The following is a 17,041-nucleotide window of genomic DNA, read 5'->3' on the forward strand; positions in this document are numbered from 1 at the left end:
TTATATTATTTTAAGGTAAAATATTCTGCCAATGGACCTAAAGCCAACGCTGGGAAGAATGATAAGGCAGCAATAATTGCAATTACAGCAAACACCATTACTCCAAAAATAGAAGTGTCAGTTTTTAAAGTTCCGGCACTTTCCGGAATGTATTTTTTATTAGCCAATAATCCTGCGATTGCCAACGGCCCAACGATAGGAATGAAACGGCTCAATAGTAACACAATTCCTGTAGTGATATTCCAGAACGGATTGTTATCTCCTAAACCTTCAAAACCAGAACCGTTATTAGCAGCGCTTGAAGTATATTCATATAACATTTCTGAGAATCCATGATGACCGGGATTGTTTAACCAGCCAGTCGCATTTCCGCTAAACCAGTAACCCATTGCGGTATCATTTGCAGCAAAATAAGAAGCGAAAGCTGTTCCTGCTAATATTAATAAAGGGTGAAGGATAGCAATAAAAGCAGCAATTTTAACTTCCCGCGCTTCGATTTTCTTACCTAAAAACTCAGGTGTTCGACCTACCATTAATCCAGAGATAAATACAGCCAGAATAATGAAAACATAGAAGTTAAGAATACCAACTCCGCAGCCGCCATAAAAGGCATTGACCATCATGGCAAGCAATTCCATAGCACCGGAAACTGGCATTGAACTATCGTGCATACTATTTACAGAACCTGTAGAAATTACGGTTGTGGCAATACTCCAAAAACCTGAAATCGCTGGACCAAACCGAACCTCTTTTCCTTCCATGGCTCCGGTTGCTTGGGAGATTCCCATTTTTTCAATAGCAGGATTTCCGTTGATTTCGCTAATAACTGTTGGAATGACCAGTAATAGAAATCCAAGCGTCATGACTCCAAAAATCACATAGGATAATTTCTTTTTCTTTAGATAAAAACCTAAAGCAAAAATCATGGCAAACGGAACAATTAATTGCGCCCATAATTCAACCGCGTTAGTAAAATAAGTTGGGTTCTCTAAAGGATGCGCCGAGTTGGCTCCAAAAAAACCACCACCATTTGTACCAATATGTTTAATAGCGATAAATGCCGCTGCGGGTCCGCGAGAAACTTCTACATGATCACCTTGTAAAGTTGTGATAGCATCTTTTCCTTCAAACGTCATAGGAGTTCCGCTAAATAATAGAGCAACTGCTACAATAGTAGAAAGTGGTAATAAAATACGTGTACAGCTTTTGATGAAATAATTGTAAAAGTTACCCAGTTTATCCGTAGTTCTTTCTTTCATTGCAGTAAAAATCATTGCTGCAGCTGCCATTCCAACACCAGCAGAAACAAATTGCAGGAACATTAAGAACATTTGTGACAAGTAAGAAACGCCGCTTTCGCCTGAGTAATGCTGTAAATTACAATTTACGACAAATGAAATGGCAGTATTAAAAGCCAAATCAGGACTCATAGACGGGTTGTTATCGGGATTTAAAAACAATGATCCTTGAAACAGTAAAACAAAAAAGCAAAGAAAGAACCAAACCATATTTATACCTAAAAGTGCTTTTAAGTGTTGTTTCCAGTTCATTTCTTCAGTGGAATTGATGCCGCTGATTTTAAAAATAAATTTTTCAATTGGATTGAAAATTGGGTCAAACAATGTTTTATCACCCAAATAAACTTTAGCAATATATTTTCCTATTGGAATGGCTAAAACTATCGTAATGATAAAAATACTGATGACGCCAAATAACTCTGTGTTCATATTTTGTTTGTTAGAAATTAAATAAAATTGGAGCTTTTATAAAAACATAATAAGTATTATAAAGGCTAATGACCAAGCCACACACGCATATACTATTTGCATTTTTCTTGATTGTGACTTTTTCATTTTTTAAAATTTTTCAGGTTTGATTAATACATAAACCAAATAGCCAAAAACGGCGATCGAAATAATAAATAGTGCAGTCATGATTTAGATTTTTTCAAAAAATTCAACTGATTTAAAACAAATGGCAAAAAGCAAAACTGCCAATGCGAGTAAAAGGAAAGTGATTAACATGGATTTTTATTTTAGATTTTAGACTTACGATTTCAGATTGCTAGCCGATTAAACAATTAAACATTTAACCGATTAAACTTTTATACGCCTGATGTATTAATTTGTTTGATATATTCCGCTTTAAGCGTTTGAGGAAACAGATGTGAAATATTACAGTGACGTACTTCCATAAAAGAAGAAACCGAGAAAACGTACACATTAGAAATGGCATTTTTAGTTTCGATACTTCCGGTAATAAATAAACGTTCAGCAAGTGCCAGACATTTTTTTGCTCTTACGATATTACCGGAAATGATAGATTTTTTGGTAATTTCGGCAAAGCGTTCAGCTTGTTTGTAGATTGAGGTGACTTGATTTTTCATGAGAATGAATTTTTTTGTTCATCTCACTTATGCCAAAATATGTTCCGAAAAAATAAGAGTGGTGCTAAAGTGTTGTAAATAAAAGGAATGTAGTTTTATGCCAAAAATCAGGCATAAAAAAAGCCTATCAAAATGATAAGCTTTTATTGAAATGATAAGGTTGTCTCAGCTATTAACGATCCTGCAAGGTTTTCAAAACCTTGCAGGTTTAAATTTTAAATAATCTATATACGAACAGTTTTGAGGAATTAGAATACCTGCAAGGTTTTCAAAACCTTGCAGGATCGTGCTATAAGTTATATTCTTCTAACTTTCGATATAAAGTAGCAATACCAATTTCCAACAATCTGGCCGTTTCTGCTTTATTACCTTTCGTATAGTTTAAAACCTTCTGAATATGAAGTTTTTCCACACTTTGCATAGAGAAAGCCGACATAGACTTTGTTGGTTTTTCAGGTTGATGCTGCATTTCGTAAGGCAAAACATCTGAAGTTAAAATCGTGCCGTTGCTTAATATTACAGATCTTTCGATAACATTTTTAAGTTCACGGATGTTTCCCGGCCATGAATAATTTTCTAGTTTCTGAAGAAAATCATCAGCAATATCTAAGGTTTTTTTATTCGTTTTTTCAGAAAATTGTTTGACAAATGAATGAGTAAGTGGACCAATATCTTTTATTCTTTCGCGTAAAGGCGGAAGTGTAATTTCGAAAATATTCAAACGAAAATATAAGTCAGAACGAAAACGGTGTTCCTCACTTTCTATTTTTAAATCTCTGTTTGTTGCGGCAATTAATCTGAAATTTGATTTTTTTGGAGTTGTATCACCAATCGGGATATATTCGCTGGTTTCTAAAACACGGAGTAATTTTGCCTGTAACTCTATTGGCATTTCTCCAATTTCATCAAGGAATAAAGTTCCGCCATTGGCTTCTTCAATAAAACCTTTTTTATCTTTTAAGGCTCCGGTAAAAGCACCTTGTTTGTGTCCGAATAGTTCACTTTCGAGAATTTCTTTACTGAAAGTACTGCAGTTTAAAGCCACGAAGGATTTTCCAACACGATTGCTGTTCTCGTGAATAGCTTGAGCAAAAACTTCTTTTCCGGTTCCGGTTTCGCCGGTAAGCAAAACAGTTGAATCGGTTTTGGCGACTTTTTTGGCAAGATCAATAACTTGTTCGATTCCTTTTGATTTTCCAATAATAGTATTGAAGGAATATTTATCGCCAATACGTTTTTCTAATTGCTGCACTTTTTTCTGCAAATGCGCTTTTTCGACGGCTTTGTATAAAAGCGGAATAATTTTGTCGTTATCATCGCCTTTTACGATATAATCAAAAGCACCATTTTTCATGGCTTGAACACCATCCGGAATATTCCCAAAAGCAGTCAATAAAATAACTTCAATTAATGGAAAACTTCCTTTTATATTCTGCAGAAAATCTACACCATTTCCGTCAGGCAATTTTACATCACATAAAACAACATCAATATCTGTTTGTTCGAGTTTCTTAAAACCAGATTTCAAATCTTTGGCTTCAAAAACTTCAAATCCTTCTGATTTTATAATTCGTGCCAACAGACTTCTGAGCTTTTCTTCGTCGTCTATAATTAAAATTTTATGTGTCATTTGAGGGAAAGTCTTGAATCGAAATTTGTTTTCGAGATACAAATTTAGGTTTTAAATCATTCAACTTTTTTGATTGATTGGAAATTCTTGTGAAAATTCAATTTTCAAAATCGTTCCGTTATTGTTTTCCATTGAAAATTCAGCATCCAGATCATCACTCAAACCTTTTATTAAACTCATCCCGAACGAATTGATTTTCTTACTGCTAAAATCTGCATCAATACCAATTCCGTTATCAGATATTGTCAATAAATATCGATTTTCTGTAGTTGCTTCAAGAGTAATAAAAATCATTCCGCTTCGATCCTCTGGAAAAGCATATTTGATTGAATTGGTAATAGCTTCGTTCAAAATAAGTCCAAGCGGAACTGCTTGTGCAACATCTAACTCTAAAGGATCTATTTTTATTTCGAACCGAATTCTTTGCCCAAGATTGAAGGATTCTTTCAAATATTCGATCAATTCTCTGATATAATTTGGCATATTTATCGTCGAAATATTCTCAGAATTATACAATTTTTGATGAATCAGAGACATGGAATGAATTCGATGCTGACTGTTTTTTATCGCTGATAACGCCACATCATTATCCAAATAAGCCGATTGTGAGTTTAATAAACTTATTACGGTTTGAAGATTATTTTTTACACGATGATGAATTTCTTTCAAAAGCCATTCTTTTTCATGGAGTAAATGTCTAAGATTAGCATTTTTATGTTTGATTTCTTTTTCTTTTATTTCAAGTTTAGCATGATTTCGTTGTTTTAGACGATATCGATTATACAGCAAACCAATCGTAATTAGCAGTAAAATCAAACTCCAAATCGATAAAGTATTCAAGAGTTTTGATTTTTGTAATTCACTCTCCTGCAATTTCGACTGATCGTTTAAAAGCTTGATTTTTTCTTCTTTATTTTTAGTCTCATATTCAATTTTTAACTCTTCGATTTGTTTATTCTTAGTGTTGCCAATAATTGAGTCACTCAGCTTTTTGTAATTTTGGAAATGTGTTAAAGCACCTTTATAATTCCCGTTAATAGAATCTGTTTTGAACAATAAAATCTGAAACACTTCTGAATTGTAGGTTTTATTATTGGCTTTACAAAGTGTATAGACTTTATCAGTATAGAATTTGGCCTTTTGTGGGCGATTTGTATTAGCATAAAACAAAGCCATCAAAGTATATTCATAAACAATTTCTCTAAAGGTTTCAGGAGCAGTTAACTGTTGTGCATAATAGTCCATTTCCTTAAAATATTTTTCGGTTTGTGCGTTATTCTTCAGACCATTATAACAATTAGCTTTAATGAAAGCAACAGACATTTTATCAAAAACAATTTTTGGCGGATATTGTGCAGTCATTGAATTAATATAATCAAGAGCTTCTTTATTTTTTCCCTTTAAGGATAGAGCTGTAACAGCACTAAAAAAGCTTTTATACCAGGTACCGCTATTTAAAGTTTGCTGCCCTATTTCGATACTTTTTTTATACAGTTCCAATGCTTCCTCACTATGTCCCATTGTATTGTATACATCTCCCAAACGCATGTAAAAAATATCGCCTAAAGTATAATCTTTTTCAGCATCCATCCTTTTTATAGTTTTTAGGGCATAGTACAAAGCGCTTTTTAAGTTACGCTGATTCAATTCGATAAATACAATGGTTGTTTCTGCAAATTGCTGGTGTGTGAAACCAATTTTTTTCAAATCGATTAAATTTTGATACAATCTTTTTTTAGCCTCATCGATTCTTCCCGTCCAAAAATAGATGGTGGTAATTTTCATGTAGTTTTCTATTCTTTTTTCTTCTAATCCCAATGTGGCATAAAGAGAAATGGCTTCCTGAAGTGTTTTCTCTTTTTCAGGATCGAAATTAGACAATAGAGTTCCATATGCATCGAGAGCATCTGCAAGGCCAAGTTTATCATTCTGTTTTCGACATTCATTAATAACTTGAGAGAAGTATTTTTTTCCTTCGGGTTGATTATTTGCTTGAAAATAATACTTGCCTAACAACAATAAACTTTGATGTTGCCAATTTTTTAGTTTAAGGAAATTACTTGCATCAACTGCTTTTTTGATATATAAGAAGGCATTTTGTAAATCTTCTGGTTTTGTTCCCGGCTTAAAAAGGTAAAAGTTACCTAATTGCATCAATAGTTTAATTTGATCCTCACCTTTTGATTTTGCCAGAAGACGTTTTACCGAATTAGTATCTCCTTTTTCGATTAAATCCTTTCCAATTAAATAAGAACCATCATTAAATCCTTCGTCGTAAGCTAAAGAAACCGGTAATTTATAAGCTTTGCAAGCCAAAACAACAGAACTGTCTACATCAATTGCACCCTGATTTGAGTTGTATAAATAGATGGAAGAAGCCTGAATCAAAAGCCTTTTTTTCTTTAAGTCATATTTAGTTACTGAAGGCGAAGTTTGTGCCCAGGATTGAAATATGAGAAAGAATAAAAAATATAAAAAATAGAATTGTTTCATATTTTGCTCAGGATTAAATTTGTTAAGGTCTTGTGGTAAACAAATATAAAATAAAGGCTTTTAAGTGTTTTGAACAATATCAGTAAAATCCACATAAAAGCGTTTTTTTATGATTTAAATTTAAAGAAATTAAGGTTTTGCTTCATAAAATTAACTAATTTTATGCCAATATATAAGATTAATATAATGCCAAAACGCTATAATTATGAAAACGAATTCCGGCGGAATAAATAATGTATCTAAAACAACATTTAAAAAGCGAATTTTAATTGTTGAAGATCAATTTATTGAAGCGCATGATTTGCAATTAATACTCGAAAAAGCAAATTATGAAGTGACTGGAATTGCACGTTCTGTTGATAAGGCATTAGAACAAATTGAAAGCGAAAAACCTGATTTGGTCTTTTTGGATATTATGCTAAAAGGAACCCGAAACGGAATCGAATTGGCTCAGATTTTAAAAGAAAAGCATATTGGATTCATTTTTATTTCGGCCAATTCCAGCAAAAGTATTTTAGATCAGGCAAAAACGACACAACCATACGGATTTATCGTAAAACCTTTTAGAGAGCAAGATGTTTTAACCACGCTTGAGATTGCTTTTTATCGTCAGGAATATAGTTTAGAATCGCAGTTGATGCAGCAATTACAACTTCAGAATGGTATCAATGAAATTGTAAATTCTGATTTGAAATGGGAAGATGCATTGTTATTGTTGGCAAAAAAAATACAATCCTTTATTTCGTTTGATTACTTAGAAGTTGGTTTTCTGAATACGAAAAGTTATGACAATTTGGGTATTATACGTAAAAACATAGACGATTACCAGATTATAAGTCCCGAAAAACTATCTAAAATAGCAGATGTTTCGGTAAAAGAATTAAATGAGACTTATAAAAAATCAAAACCTGATGCAAAGCCTATTATATATAGCGAAGAATCTTTGATTAATAATTTTCAGGAAGCACCAATAAAAAGTTTAATTGCTCATAATTTCGGAATCAAATCGTATTTGGTTTTCCCAATTACAATCGCATCAGCTCAAAAATTTTATTTTACTTTTTACAGTAGAAATTTTAATATATATTCAGGTGAAAATTTAAAACTGCTATCAAATTTAGAGAATAATTTAATCCAGTTTATCAATAAAGCCAATTCAGGAGAAGTTTTGAATATGGGTGAAAAAGTAAAAAAAGAAACAATAAGTAAAAGTTCAGCTTCTGAAAAAAGAATAATTGGCTTTGAGGGAATAATAGGAAACAGCAGTCAGATGATAACTGTTTTTGACCATATTAGAAAAGTAGCTCCTTCAGATACTTCCGTTTTAGTTTTGGGCGAAAGCGGAACAGGAAAAGAGAAAATCGCTCAAAGTATTCATGCACTTTCTCCTCGAAAAGACAAACCCTTGGTCATTATAAATTGTGGGGCCATTCCTGAAAATCTTGCAGAATCATTGCTTTTCGGACACGAAAGAGGTGCTTTTACCGGAGCTTTAGACAGACGAATTGGTAAATTTGAATTGGCCGATCGTGGAACTATTTTTTTAGATGAAATAGGAGAAATGCCATTAGAACTTCAGGTTAAACTATTGCGCGTTTTGCAGGAAAGAGAAATCGAACGTATTGGTGGAAAAGCACCTCTAAAAGTTGATGTTAGAATTATTGCCGCCACCAATAAAAACTTAGAAGAGGAAGTTGCTGCCGGACGATTTAGAATGGATTTGTATTATCGTCTGCATGTTTTTCCAATCTTAGTTCCGCCATTAAAAAAACGAAAAGAAGATATTCCGGAATTAGCAAACTATTTTACTCAGGTTTATAGTGAGAAAATGGGGCGAAAAGCTCCTGTATTTTCAGAAGATGCTTTACAGCAAATCATGAATTACAACTGGCCGGGAAATATTAGAGAATTAGAACATGTGATACAACGCGCAATTTTATTGACGGACGGGAACACAATTAAAGAAATCGAATTTTCGTCATCTTCAAAAATGCATCCTGATCAGGTAAACGAGTCATTTTCGATCAAAACTATTCTGGAAAACGAAAGAGATTATATTTTGTACATCCTGAAAAAGTGCAACGGAAAAATATCAGGAACTGGTGGTGCAGCAGAAATTCTGGACATACATCCTTCAACATTAAATTCAAAAATCAAAAAACTGGAAATCAAAAGAGAATTAAATTAAACTGATTTTCTCCAGCCAATTGACAATAAAATCAGCAGTTTCTTTCCAGTCCAATTGTCCTAGAACAAAATGGTTCCTATTTTCAAATTCTTTATAACACGTTATAGAATGCACGTTTTTGTATTTCTTAAAATTAGAATAATTGAGTGATGATGGTATAATATTGTCATTAGATCCCGATAAAAAAAGTATTGGAACGTGGGCTTTTTTAAAATTAATTTTAGCTGAATTTGATAATACATCACGTATTACTTGTTTAGATTCCGGAATCATCAATTTTTCATAAGATTCTTTTTGTTCCTCAAAAGACATTCCGTTTGTAAAAGCATATTGCCATTCTTTAAAGGACATTAAATGCGTCTTTTTTGTAGAAGAAAAAAAGCTCAAAGGTTTCCATATTGCTTTATAAAAAGAGAATCTTGTTGTGATAACACCTCTTGGAGGAAAAGAATGAATGCATACTCCTGTGGCGGCTAATTTTTTGTGAATTAATAATTGGGTCAAAAGACCTCCGTAAGAATGCCCAATTAGGATGGGTTTTTCAGACAGTTTTTCGATAATTTCAGTATAGTAATCAATTAAGATTTTTAATCGCAGTTGAGCAATTTTAGAATTTGGATGATCACTTCTTAAAGTTTCTGCCAATTCATTTTTGTACGGCCATGGTGGCGCAACAGTTTTATAGCCCTTATTTTCAAAAAAAACTATCCATTCCTGCCAGCAAGAATGGCTCACAAATGCTCCCGTAATAAACACAATGGTTTTTGTATTAGATAGGTACATAATAAGTGGTTTGAGATTTTTTGAATATTTAGAAAATAACAAACTACATGCCTTATTTGTAAAGTATTGATTATAAAAGAACTCCTTGCATTTTGTACAATAAGAATTATTATATATCGTTAAATGCAATTTTAAACTATTGAAATATCATTTTTTGGAACATAATTTTTCAAAGAAATGTATCTTTAGAGACTCTAAATCAGATATTTCAAATGAAAATACCGCAAGCCCAAATGAAAACGTTTTTATTGATTTCTTTTCTCCTTATCAACGGAATTTTTTTGGCTCAGCAAACAATTCAAATCTTAAAATAGAATCTAATTCACCAGATTTTAAAGTTTCAAGCGACGGAAAAACCAATCATAAATTAATTACGATTCAGTTGAAGTAAGAATAGTTTTTTTGCCAGGAATTTCAAGAATTTTATCTAATTTCTGTTTAGCAGCATTCGACAGATTTAATAAAATTAATAATAAATCTGTGAGAATCATTCTAATCTGTGGCAAAAAATAATTCGGGAAAATTCTTGAAATTCCTGGCAAAAAAACTTTTAATTAATTTCCTTTTGGTTGTCTTTATAAAAAGTATCGATATTCTTCAAATAAGGATCAATAACAATAAGTTGAGGTTTGGTTTTGAGTTTAATTTTTCCTTTAACTGAATTATCTTTTATCGGAAACGGATAAGAAAATAATTTTCCGTTTTCATCATAAACACCAATATCTATTACAGAATCGTTTTTGATCAGCTTTCGTTTTCCGGTCGAATTCTCAGCATATTTTTCAGAATTGACTTTAAACGAAACTTCATAAAAACCATTCTTTTTATTGCTTTCAACCGAAACAACATTAGACGAATATGTAATAATTTGTTTGAACATTTCATCTAGTTTATAATGTAGTTTTTGATCCGTTACCAAATAAATCTCATTCAGTAAATCTTCAGAATCCGGAATTTGATTTGGATACTTATAATGAGTTAAGAAATGCTGTAAAGCTAAATTCACCGTTTTCTCTCCTGTTAACATTCGCAATTGATGCATTACAAGCATTCCTTTATCATATGGTAAATGCGGAGTGTCATAATTTGTTTTATAAAGAGGCGTTTCAGGATCATAACTTCGGCTGCTTAAATACAAGTCGAGATGAATTTTTAAAGTTTCCAGACCTTTCTCTAAACCATGTTCTTTTTCATAAAGCATCAGCTCAGTATATTGTGCTAAAGTTTCGGTCAAAATCCAGCTTCCTTCTTTTTGCTCCGGACTAATTTGTGCATTTCCCCACCATTCATGCGACAATTCATGCGCCGTTAATTGATTGATAACATCTTCCTTGTCACGATGATTTAAATCACTGTAAAAACCGAAATTCTCTTTCATATAAACCGTCGAAGGATAAGAAGTTGCAGCAAAACCATCGGAAAAAGCAGAAACTTCGGCATAACGAATCGTTTTATAGGGATATTTGCCAAAGTTGGTTTGACAATAATCCAAAGTATTTTGTAGATCTTTTATCAGTTTCGGAACATTTCTAAAATGCCTTTTGTCGTAATACACTTCAATTGCAATTCCTTTATAACTTGTTTTTTGAATTTGATATTCGGCAGAAGAAAATGCAAACCGAAACGGAATCTTTCCATGTGATTTATAATGAAAATAATTGCGATTGTTTTTGGTCCATTTTCCAATTAAATCTCCAACTCCAATTGCAGTTTGATTTTGAGAAGTAGAAACAATAGCATCATAATTAATAAAATTGTATGGAATTTGCGATTTGTCTTCCAATTTTTTTAGCGGACTTTGAGGCTTCAATTGTCTTTTTAAACGTTCTTTTTTACTTTCAATTTCATTAGAATCCTGATAACCAAAAGAGGGATAATAACGACTCATTCGCATAAAAGAACCATTTTCTATAATCGAATTAAAAGAAGTATGCCCTTTAAACGGTGACCAACTTGATTCAAACGAAAAGGAAATTTCCATTTTTTGCTTTGGTAAAAGCGGTTTTGCTAAAAGAAACCAATAATGATTAAATTCAGAAACATCGCTTAATTTTTTAACATTCAGAATTTCAATTGACGTTAGTTTCGAATTTCGATCTATATATAAGAGTAAACTATCAATTGGTTTTTCAGAATTATTGATTAGTTCATACGTCCCAGACACCTCATAACGATTTTCAGATGGAAATAAAGCAACATTACTTTTAACGGAAGTTATTGTAGGTTGAGGTAAATGGGTATATTTTTTAAATTTCAACTCATATTGTTCGCTCCAATTGTTTTGATCTACTTCAGTAATATAAGGATATTCAATATTAGTTTTATAAAAGAGATAACTTCCAAAACCAATAAAAAGAACAGTTCCAAAAGTAAAAATCGCTTTCTGAATTGAATTAAACGAATGTCTTCGGAAAGATTTTAGAATAGAAGCATTTCTTTTCCATAATATTCCAGTCAAGATTAATAGAATTAAAGCTAATCCGCAATTGTATAACATCGAAACATGAAACGGAATAGTATATTTTCCGAAACCATTCAAATCAAAATATTCCCTTTTAAAAGCACCTCCAAATCTAAATAATGGATGAGAAATCCCGAGTTGCTCCCCAATTCCTGTACTTATTAAAACAATAATAATAGTCGCTGCCGAAAGACCTAAATATTTATTTGGAATAACAGTCTGAATAAAAATGATCAAAATCGAAATCAATAAAATCGGTAAACCCAAATAATAAAATAGCGAAAGATAAAGTCCAAATTCTATAGGAGCATTTGCATGAAGGATTTGAAAACTACAACCAATTAAAATACTCAAAGCAATTATAATAAGCGGAATTGTAAAAAGCGAAATGATTTTAGAAACCAAAACGACCGTTTGTTGATAAGGAGTTGTGTTTTCCAGCATTTCAAATCGTGACGTTTCGCTTCGGTTTATCAATTCATTGCTATAAAAAAGCAAGATGATAATGAGAATAAACGGCAAACGATCCATAATTGTAGTAATCATCAAAGCTGTATTGGTAATGTTTTGTGCCAATCTGATTCCTCCATCAATCTCATCAGAAATTTCAATTAAAAGCAATCCTGAAAATAAAAGAACAATCAATAGAAACGGAATTCCTTTTAAAATCAAAGAAACATCCATTTTAATGAAGCTTTTTAAAACCAGAAAATTATGTCTGAAAGTTTTAAATTCGATGTTTTTTGGAGTTTCTGTAGAAAATGAAAGAGGTTCAGTTTTATTAATCTTAATTGGTTTTAGCTTTTTAGTTTTCGTTTTTCGGAAAGAAAACAATTTATAAGAAAGAAATAATAACAGAAAAGAAATGCATAACCAGAGAATTCTATTCAATAAAAAATTGCCTGATAATTCTAGAAGATTAGTATTCTTTTGAATTGAAGTCCAATATCTTGTTTGCTCTAAAAATGCCGCCAACCCAAACGGATCTATTTTGGCTGCAAAAGACATCGCTGCTGCAGACGAAGGAGAGGCATTGGCAAAAATAGGAGAGTTGGAGAACAGCGAACCTGCGATATATAAAATATAAATCAGGAAACCACCAACGTAAATTAAAAGTTTACTTCGCGTTAACCAAGCCAAAGTTGTTAAAATAGAAAGGCATAAAAGTATATTCGGAATCACCAAAACCAAATACGGCCATAAATAATTGATGATATAAAACGGACCAATTTCATTCTGAGAAAGCCAAGGCATTAAATGTCCAATCAGCATTCCAACGATAAATACGCCAAAAGAAACAACAGCAATTCCAAGAGCAATAATAAATTTACTGCTTAAATAATGGAACTTAGAAATAGGAGTGGTAAAGATAATTGTGTCGAATTTGGTTTCATATTCTTTGATAAAATTCTGAGCAACTTGAAGTGTTATTGAGAATATCGTGGTCAAAGAAATCAAACCAATGGCGTAAGTCAGCACATAGGGACTGTTTTTGTAAGCGCCTGAAAACGAAAAATTGGCAAAAGCACTCATAAAAAATCCTAAAACTAAATAAACTAAAAATGTGGCATAAAAGCTCCAGTTTCTGGTACTGTTATGCCATTCAAATTGAATTAATTTTGAAAGCATAACGTTATCTTTTAAGTTGATTAGACAAAACACTAAAGTATACATCGCTTAAATCAGGCGAAATCAAGTTGAAATCAGAATCAGGCTGCTGATCTGAAAAAACATGAATATTCAATTTACCAGAATTTAAGCTAGAGGAAATAATATTAAAATTGGTTTGATATTCTGCTAATTCAGTTTTAAAAATCGCTTTCACCCAAATTTTTCCCTTCAATAAATCAATGGCTTCATTCGGATTCCCTTCCAAAATCAATTTTCCATCCGATATAATAGCCATTCTAGTGCACAGATCGCGAACATCTTCAACAATATGAGTCGATAAAAGCACAATAATACTCTCGCCAATTTCACTCAAAAGATTGTTGAACCTATTTCGTTCTTCAGGATCGAGCCCGGCTGTAGGTTCGTCGACAATAATAATCTTCGGATTTCCAAGCAAAGCCTGTGCAATACCAAAGCGCTGACGCATTCCGCCAGAGAAGGAGTGAACCGCTTTATCCTTGTGTTGCAATAAATTGGTTTGCTGTAACAAAGCCATAATCTGATCGTATCTTTCCTGTTTATTCACGATTCCCTTTAAAACCGCCAAATGATCTAACAAACGATACGCCGAAATTTTAGGATAAACGCCAAATTCCTGAGGCAGATAGCCCAGATTTTCTCTGATAAACATTGGGTTTTCAAGAATATTAACCCCGTTAAAGGCAATGCTTCCGGAAGTTGGTTCCTGCAAAGCAGCAATTGTTCGCATTAAAGTTGATTTTCCGGCACCATTTGGGCCCAACAAGCCAAACATTCCGTTAGTGATTTCCAGTGACACATTGCTTAGAGCTTGTGTGCCGTTCTCATACGTTTTGCTGAGGTTTTTGATTGATAAACTGTTCATTTTTTGATTGATTTAATGATTGATTGTAATGATTATTTTGAAAAAAAATAGGCAATAGAATTCCTGTCGACATCAAAGAGTCGGTTTTTTTAATTGAGATTTAAAAAAGGCTTATTCGGTTATGTACTCTAAAATATCACCAGGCTGGCAATCTAATATTTTACAAATAGCTTCCAGAGTATCAAATCGGATACCTTTGGCTTTTCCGGTTTTAAGTATCGATAAATTGGCAGGCGTGATTCCTAGTTTTTCAGCCAACTCTTTACTTTGCATCTTGCGTTTGGCAAGCATGACATCAACGTTTACAATTATTGGCATGATTATATAAATAAGTCTTGTTCGTTTTGAAGGTTTAATCCCTGTTTAAAAATAGCGGCTAAAAAATAAGCAAATATTGCAAGCATAAAATGTAAAACAATAAAAATAGAAACCTCATTATCCAGCGAAACAAAAATAGAAGCTAGAAAAATAACAATGCTGGGTAAGAATAAATTAACCAAATAAAATCGCCTTAAGTGATTAATACCATTTTGAGTAAATAATTTAGGCTGAAAAAACACTTTAAACACATTACTAATCAGTAAAAAGAAAAGCCCATAAAGACTCAAAGGCGACAGAAATTCAAAAATAATATAAGGAAGATTGTAATCGCCCAACATTAATGGATGTTCTGTAAAAGGGTAATAAATCTGAAAATACTTTCCATTATCTTGAAAATTCAAAAACCATCCTGTACTTAAAGTTAGCAAAGAATAAAGTGATAATGTAAAATATACAATAGACAGAAATCGCGTAACGTAAAATAGTATTTTCGAAACAAAGTAAGTGGTTTTCATTTGCGCTTAATTTTAGTTTTGTTATTGCAAATGTATAATTAATTATCGTAAAACAATAATTAATTATTGAGAAGTGCTTATTACTTATAGTTTTAGTGATAAAATAAAACATTATAATTCTATTAACACTAGAAAAGAAAAGACATCTCTATAAATGAATTAATTTTGTGCAAATCAAAAAATTTCATGAAAAACCCAATTTCAGTCTCTATATTAGAACTAGCAATTATTACACAAGATAGTAATGCTACCGAAACATTTCAAAAAACAAAAGACATAGCGCAACTCGCAGATCAATTAGGATACAAGCGTTTTTGGCTGGCTGAACATCATAATATGGCACATGTGGCCAGTTCGGCAACGGTAGTCTTGATAGGTTACATCGCCAGTCAGACAAAAAACATCCGCGTAGGTTCAGGCGGAATCATGTTGCCGAACCATTCTCCTTTAATAGTAGCCGAACAATTCGGAACCTTAGAAACACTTTACCCAAACCGAATTGATTTAGGATTAGGTAGAGCACCGGGAACAGATCAGCCAACAGCCGAAGCAATCCGAAAAGACTTTTTTGAGCAAGCGCAGCGATTTCCACAAAATGTAACCAAGCTTCAGGATTATTTCTCAGTAGAAAATGCCACAGCAAAAGTTCGTGCTTTCCCAGCCGAAGGAACAAATATTCCCATCTGGATTTTAGGTTCAAGTATGGAAAGTGCTGCCCTTGCTGCAGCTTATGGCTTGCCTTATGCATTCGCCGGACATTTTGCGCCACGCCAAATGATTCAGGCATTTGAGTTTTATCGCGAAAATTTCCAGGCTTCCGCAGTTTTAGACAAGCCAAAAACAATGGCGTGTGTCAATATCGTTGCCGCAGACACGAATGAAGAAGCCGAATTTCTATCGACTAGTTTATATCAAATGTTCCTTAACCTGATTCGTAACGATCGTAAAGGTTTACAGCCGCCAGTTCCGTCTCTGGATGATATTATGAGCGAAGAAGAACGTTTTCATGTCAATCAAATGACAGCTTGTACTTTTACTAGAAACAAAGAACAATTAATAGTCGATCTTAAAAAGTTCATTGATTACGCAAGAATAGATGAGTTAATGGTCACTAGTCCAATTTTTGATCATCAGAAAAAACTAAAAAGCATCCAAATCACCAAAGAAGTAATCGACGCTTTAAACTAATTATCTATACCTATATATAAGGTGTGTTTTGCATACTATATATAAGAGTAAAATAATTCACACAACCCGACAGTTTTCCAAAGCTGTCGGGTTTATTTTTGCACCTATATATAAGGAGAAGTAATTTGTCTAGCTGAGCGTCCCGAGGCTTCGGGAGAAGCATTTTGGAATTTAATAAAGATTAGGAGCTATTTCCCGCTATGCACTACAATCTTTTGCTTTTTCCTTTAAAAAGCAAAAGGATTTCCGTTACTATCGGGGCTAGGGCAGTAGTTTTCATAAGAAACAAACCCGTCAAAAGAGAAAACTTAGCGCCTTTGCGTCTTTGCGCGAGATAAAAACCAGCAAAGAAACGAGCTCAGAGACTTTTCAAACCCCAATAACTCTGATAAAAAAAGAAAGAGCAACCTTAGCGCCTTGGCGGCAAAACCACATAAAACCCCGGAAAACATCCAAATTCCCACAAAGGGTAGAAAACTTCAAAAGTTAAAAACCGATATACCAGCCACTTATAAAAAAGATTAAAAATAGTTAAGAAAAGCCATTGTTTAACTAAACAAA

The 17,041-nt window shown here is 32.8% G+C and carries 13 protein-coding genes; 3 read left to right on the top strand and 10 right to left on the bottom strand.

Going from position 1 to position 17,041, the window contains the following annotated elements:
• Positions 1–5: 5 nt before the first annotated feature.
• The 5 genes from kdpA to CHB81_RS12150 all read right to left on the bottom strand — a co-directional run bounded on the left by kdpA (position 6) and on the right by CHB81_RS12150 (position 6,509).
• Positions 6–1,727, bottom strand: a complete 1,722-nt coding sequence (gene kdpA, locus CHB81_RS12130) for a potassium-transporting ATPase subunit KdpA (RefSeq protein WP_089352130.1) — start codon at positions 1,725–1,727, stop codon at positions 6–8.
• Positions 1,728–1,856: 129 nt separating this feature from the next.
• On the bottom strand, positions 1,857–1,934 hold the full coding sequence (gene kdpF / locus CHB81_RS12135; RefSeq protein ID WP_072975519.1) for a K(+)-transporting ATPase subunit F: 78 nt from the start codon (positions 1,932–1,934) through the stop codon (positions 1,857–1,859).
• A gap of 170 nt (positions 1,935–2,104) precedes the next feature.
• Positions 2,105–2,386 carry a hypothetical protein gene (locus CHB81_RS12140; protein ID WP_089352131.1) on the bottom strand — a complete coding sequence of 94 codons (282 nt, stop codon included), beginning with the start codon at positions 2,384–2,386 and terminating at the stop codon, positions 2,105–2,107.
• 289 nt (positions 2,387–2,675) lie between these two features.
• Entirely contained in the window at positions 2,676–4,016 is a 1,341-nt protein-coding gene (locus CHB81_RS12145; RefSeq protein ID WP_089352132.1) for a sigma-54 dependent transcriptional regulator, read from the bottom strand.
• Between the two features lie 60 nt (positions 4,017–4,076).
• Positions 4,077–6,509 (bottom strand): sensor histidine kinase, encoded by a 2,433-nt coding sequence (locus CHB81_RS12150; RefSeq protein ID WP_089352133.1) that lies wholly within the window; start codon positions 6,507–6,509, stop codon positions 4,077–4,079.
• A 205-nt stretch (positions 6,510–6,714) separates the two neighbouring features.
• Here CHB81_RS12150 and CHB81_RS12155 point away from each other — a divergent pair, with 205 nt between their 5' ends.
• On the top strand, positions 6,715–8,697 hold the full coding sequence (locus CHB81_RS12155) for a sigma 54-interacting response regulator (RefSeq protein ID WP_089352134.1): 1,983 nt from the start codon (positions 6,715–6,717) through the stop codon (positions 8,695–8,697).
• Here CHB81_RS12155 and CHB81_RS12160 read toward each other — a convergent pair.
• Complete coding sequence (locus CHB81_RS12160) at positions 8,689–9,480, bottom strand: alpha/beta hydrolase (RefSeq protein WP_089352135.1); 792 nt, start codon at positions 9,478–9,480, stop codon at positions 8,689–8,691. The two genes, CHB81_RS12155 and CHB81_RS12160, sit on opposite strands and share 9 nt — an antisense overlap.
• Before the next feature lie 154 nt (positions 9,481–9,634).
• Here CHB81_RS12160 and CHB81_RS12165 point away from each other — a divergent pair, with 154 nt between their 5' ends.
• Positions 9,635–9,871, top strand: coding sequence for a hypothetical protein (locus tag CHB81_RS12165; RefSeq protein WP_089352136.1), 237 nt, complete (start codon positions 9,635–9,637; stop codon positions 9,869–9,871).
• 159 nt (positions 9,872–10,030) lie between these two features.
• Here the strand turns inward: CHB81_RS12165 and CHB81_RS12170 are convergent, their stop codons facing one another.
• The 4 genes from CHB81_RS12170 to CHB81_RS12185 form a co-directional block, all read right to left on the bottom strand.
• Positions 10,031–13,570: a M1 family aminopeptidase gene (locus CHB81_RS12170; RefSeq protein WP_141130392.1), complete on the bottom strand. Its 3,540-nt coding sequence runs from the start codon at positions 13,568–13,570 to the stop codon at positions 10,031–10,033.
• A 4-nt stretch (positions 13,571–13,574) separates the two neighbouring features.
• The gene (locus tag CHB81_RS12175; protein WP_089352138.1) at positions 13,575–14,456 is read right to left on the bottom strand and encodes an ABC transporter ATP-binding protein; all 882 of its coding nucleotides are present in this window, start codon (positions 14,454–14,456) and stop codon (positions 13,575–13,577) included.
• A 111-nt stretch (positions 14,457–14,567) separates the two neighbouring features.
• Entirely contained in the window at positions 14,568–14,774 is a 207-nt protein-coding gene (locus CHB81_RS12180) for a helix-turn-helix transcriptional regulator (protein ID WP_089352139.1), read from the bottom strand.
• Between the two features lie 2 nt (positions 14,775–14,776).
• The gene (locus CHB81_RS12185) at positions 14,777–15,292 is read right to left on the bottom strand and encodes a DUF2975 domain-containing protein (protein WP_089352140.1); all 516 of its coding nucleotides are present in this window, start codon (positions 15,290–15,292) and stop codon (positions 14,777–14,779) included.
• A 186-nt stretch (positions 15,293–15,478) separates the two neighbouring features.
• Between CHB81_RS12185 and CHB81_RS12190 the strand changes: the two genes are divergently transcribed.
• The gene (locus tag CHB81_RS12190; RefSeq protein ID WP_089352141.1) at positions 15,479–16,480 is read left to right on the top strand and encodes an LLM class flavin-dependent oxidoreductase; all 1,002 of its coding nucleotides are present in this window, start codon (positions 15,479–15,481) and stop codon (positions 16,478–16,480) included.
• Positions 16,481–17,041 lie beyond the last annotated feature (561 nt).

The sequence above is a fragment of the Flavobacterium sp. ov086 genome (genome assembly GCF_900187965.1).
Taxonomy (GTDB): domain Bacteria; phylum Bacteroidota; class Bacteroidia; order Flavobacteriales; family Flavobacteriaceae; genus Flavobacterium.

Coding starts and splice junctions, on each gene's coding strand:
- CHB81_RS12160 (WP_089352135.1), bottom strand. CDS start 9,480: ATGTACCTATCTAATACAAAAACCATTGTGTTTATTACGGGAGCATTT.
- CHB81_RS12145 (WP_089352132.1), bottom strand. CDS start 4,016: ATGACACATAAAATTTTAATTATAGACGACGAAGAAAAGCTCAGAAGT.
- CHB81_RS12155 (WP_089352134.1), top strand. CDS start 6,715: ATGAAAACGAATTCCGGCGGAATAAATAATGTATCTAAAACAACATTT.
- CHB81_RS12190 (WP_089352141.1), top strand. CDS start 15,479: ATGAAAAACCCAATTTCAGTCTCTATATTAGAACTAGCAATTATTACA.
- CHB81_RS12150 (WP_089352133.1), bottom strand. CDS start 6,509: ATGAAACAATTCTATTTTTTATATTTTTTATTCTTTCTCATATTTCAA.
- CHB81_RS12185 (WP_089352140.1), bottom strand. CDS start 15,292: ATGAAAACCACTTACTTTGTTTCGAAAATACTATTTTACGTTACGCGA.
- kdpF (WP_072975519.1), bottom strand. CDS start 1,934: ATGACTGCACTATTTATTATTTCGATCGCCGTTTTTGGCTATTTGGTT.
- CHB81_RS12170 (WP_141130392.1), bottom strand. CDS start 13,570: ATGCTTTCAAAATTAATTCAATTTGAATGGCATAACAGTACCAGAAAC.
- kdpA (WP_089352130.1), bottom strand. CDS start 1,727: ATGAACACAGAGTTATTTGGCGTCATCAGTATTTTTATCATTACGATA.
- CHB81_RS12140 (WP_089352131.1), bottom strand. CDS start 2,386: ATGAAAAATCAAGTCACCTCAATCTACAAACAAGCTGAACGCTTTGCC.
- CHB81_RS12175 (WP_089352138.1), bottom strand. CDS start 14,456: ATGAACAGTTTATCAATCAAAAACCTCAGCAAAACGTATGAGAACGGC.
- CHB81_RS12180 (WP_089352139.1), bottom strand. CDS start 14,774: ATGCCAATAATTGTAAACGTTGATGTCATGCTTGCCAAACGCAAGATG.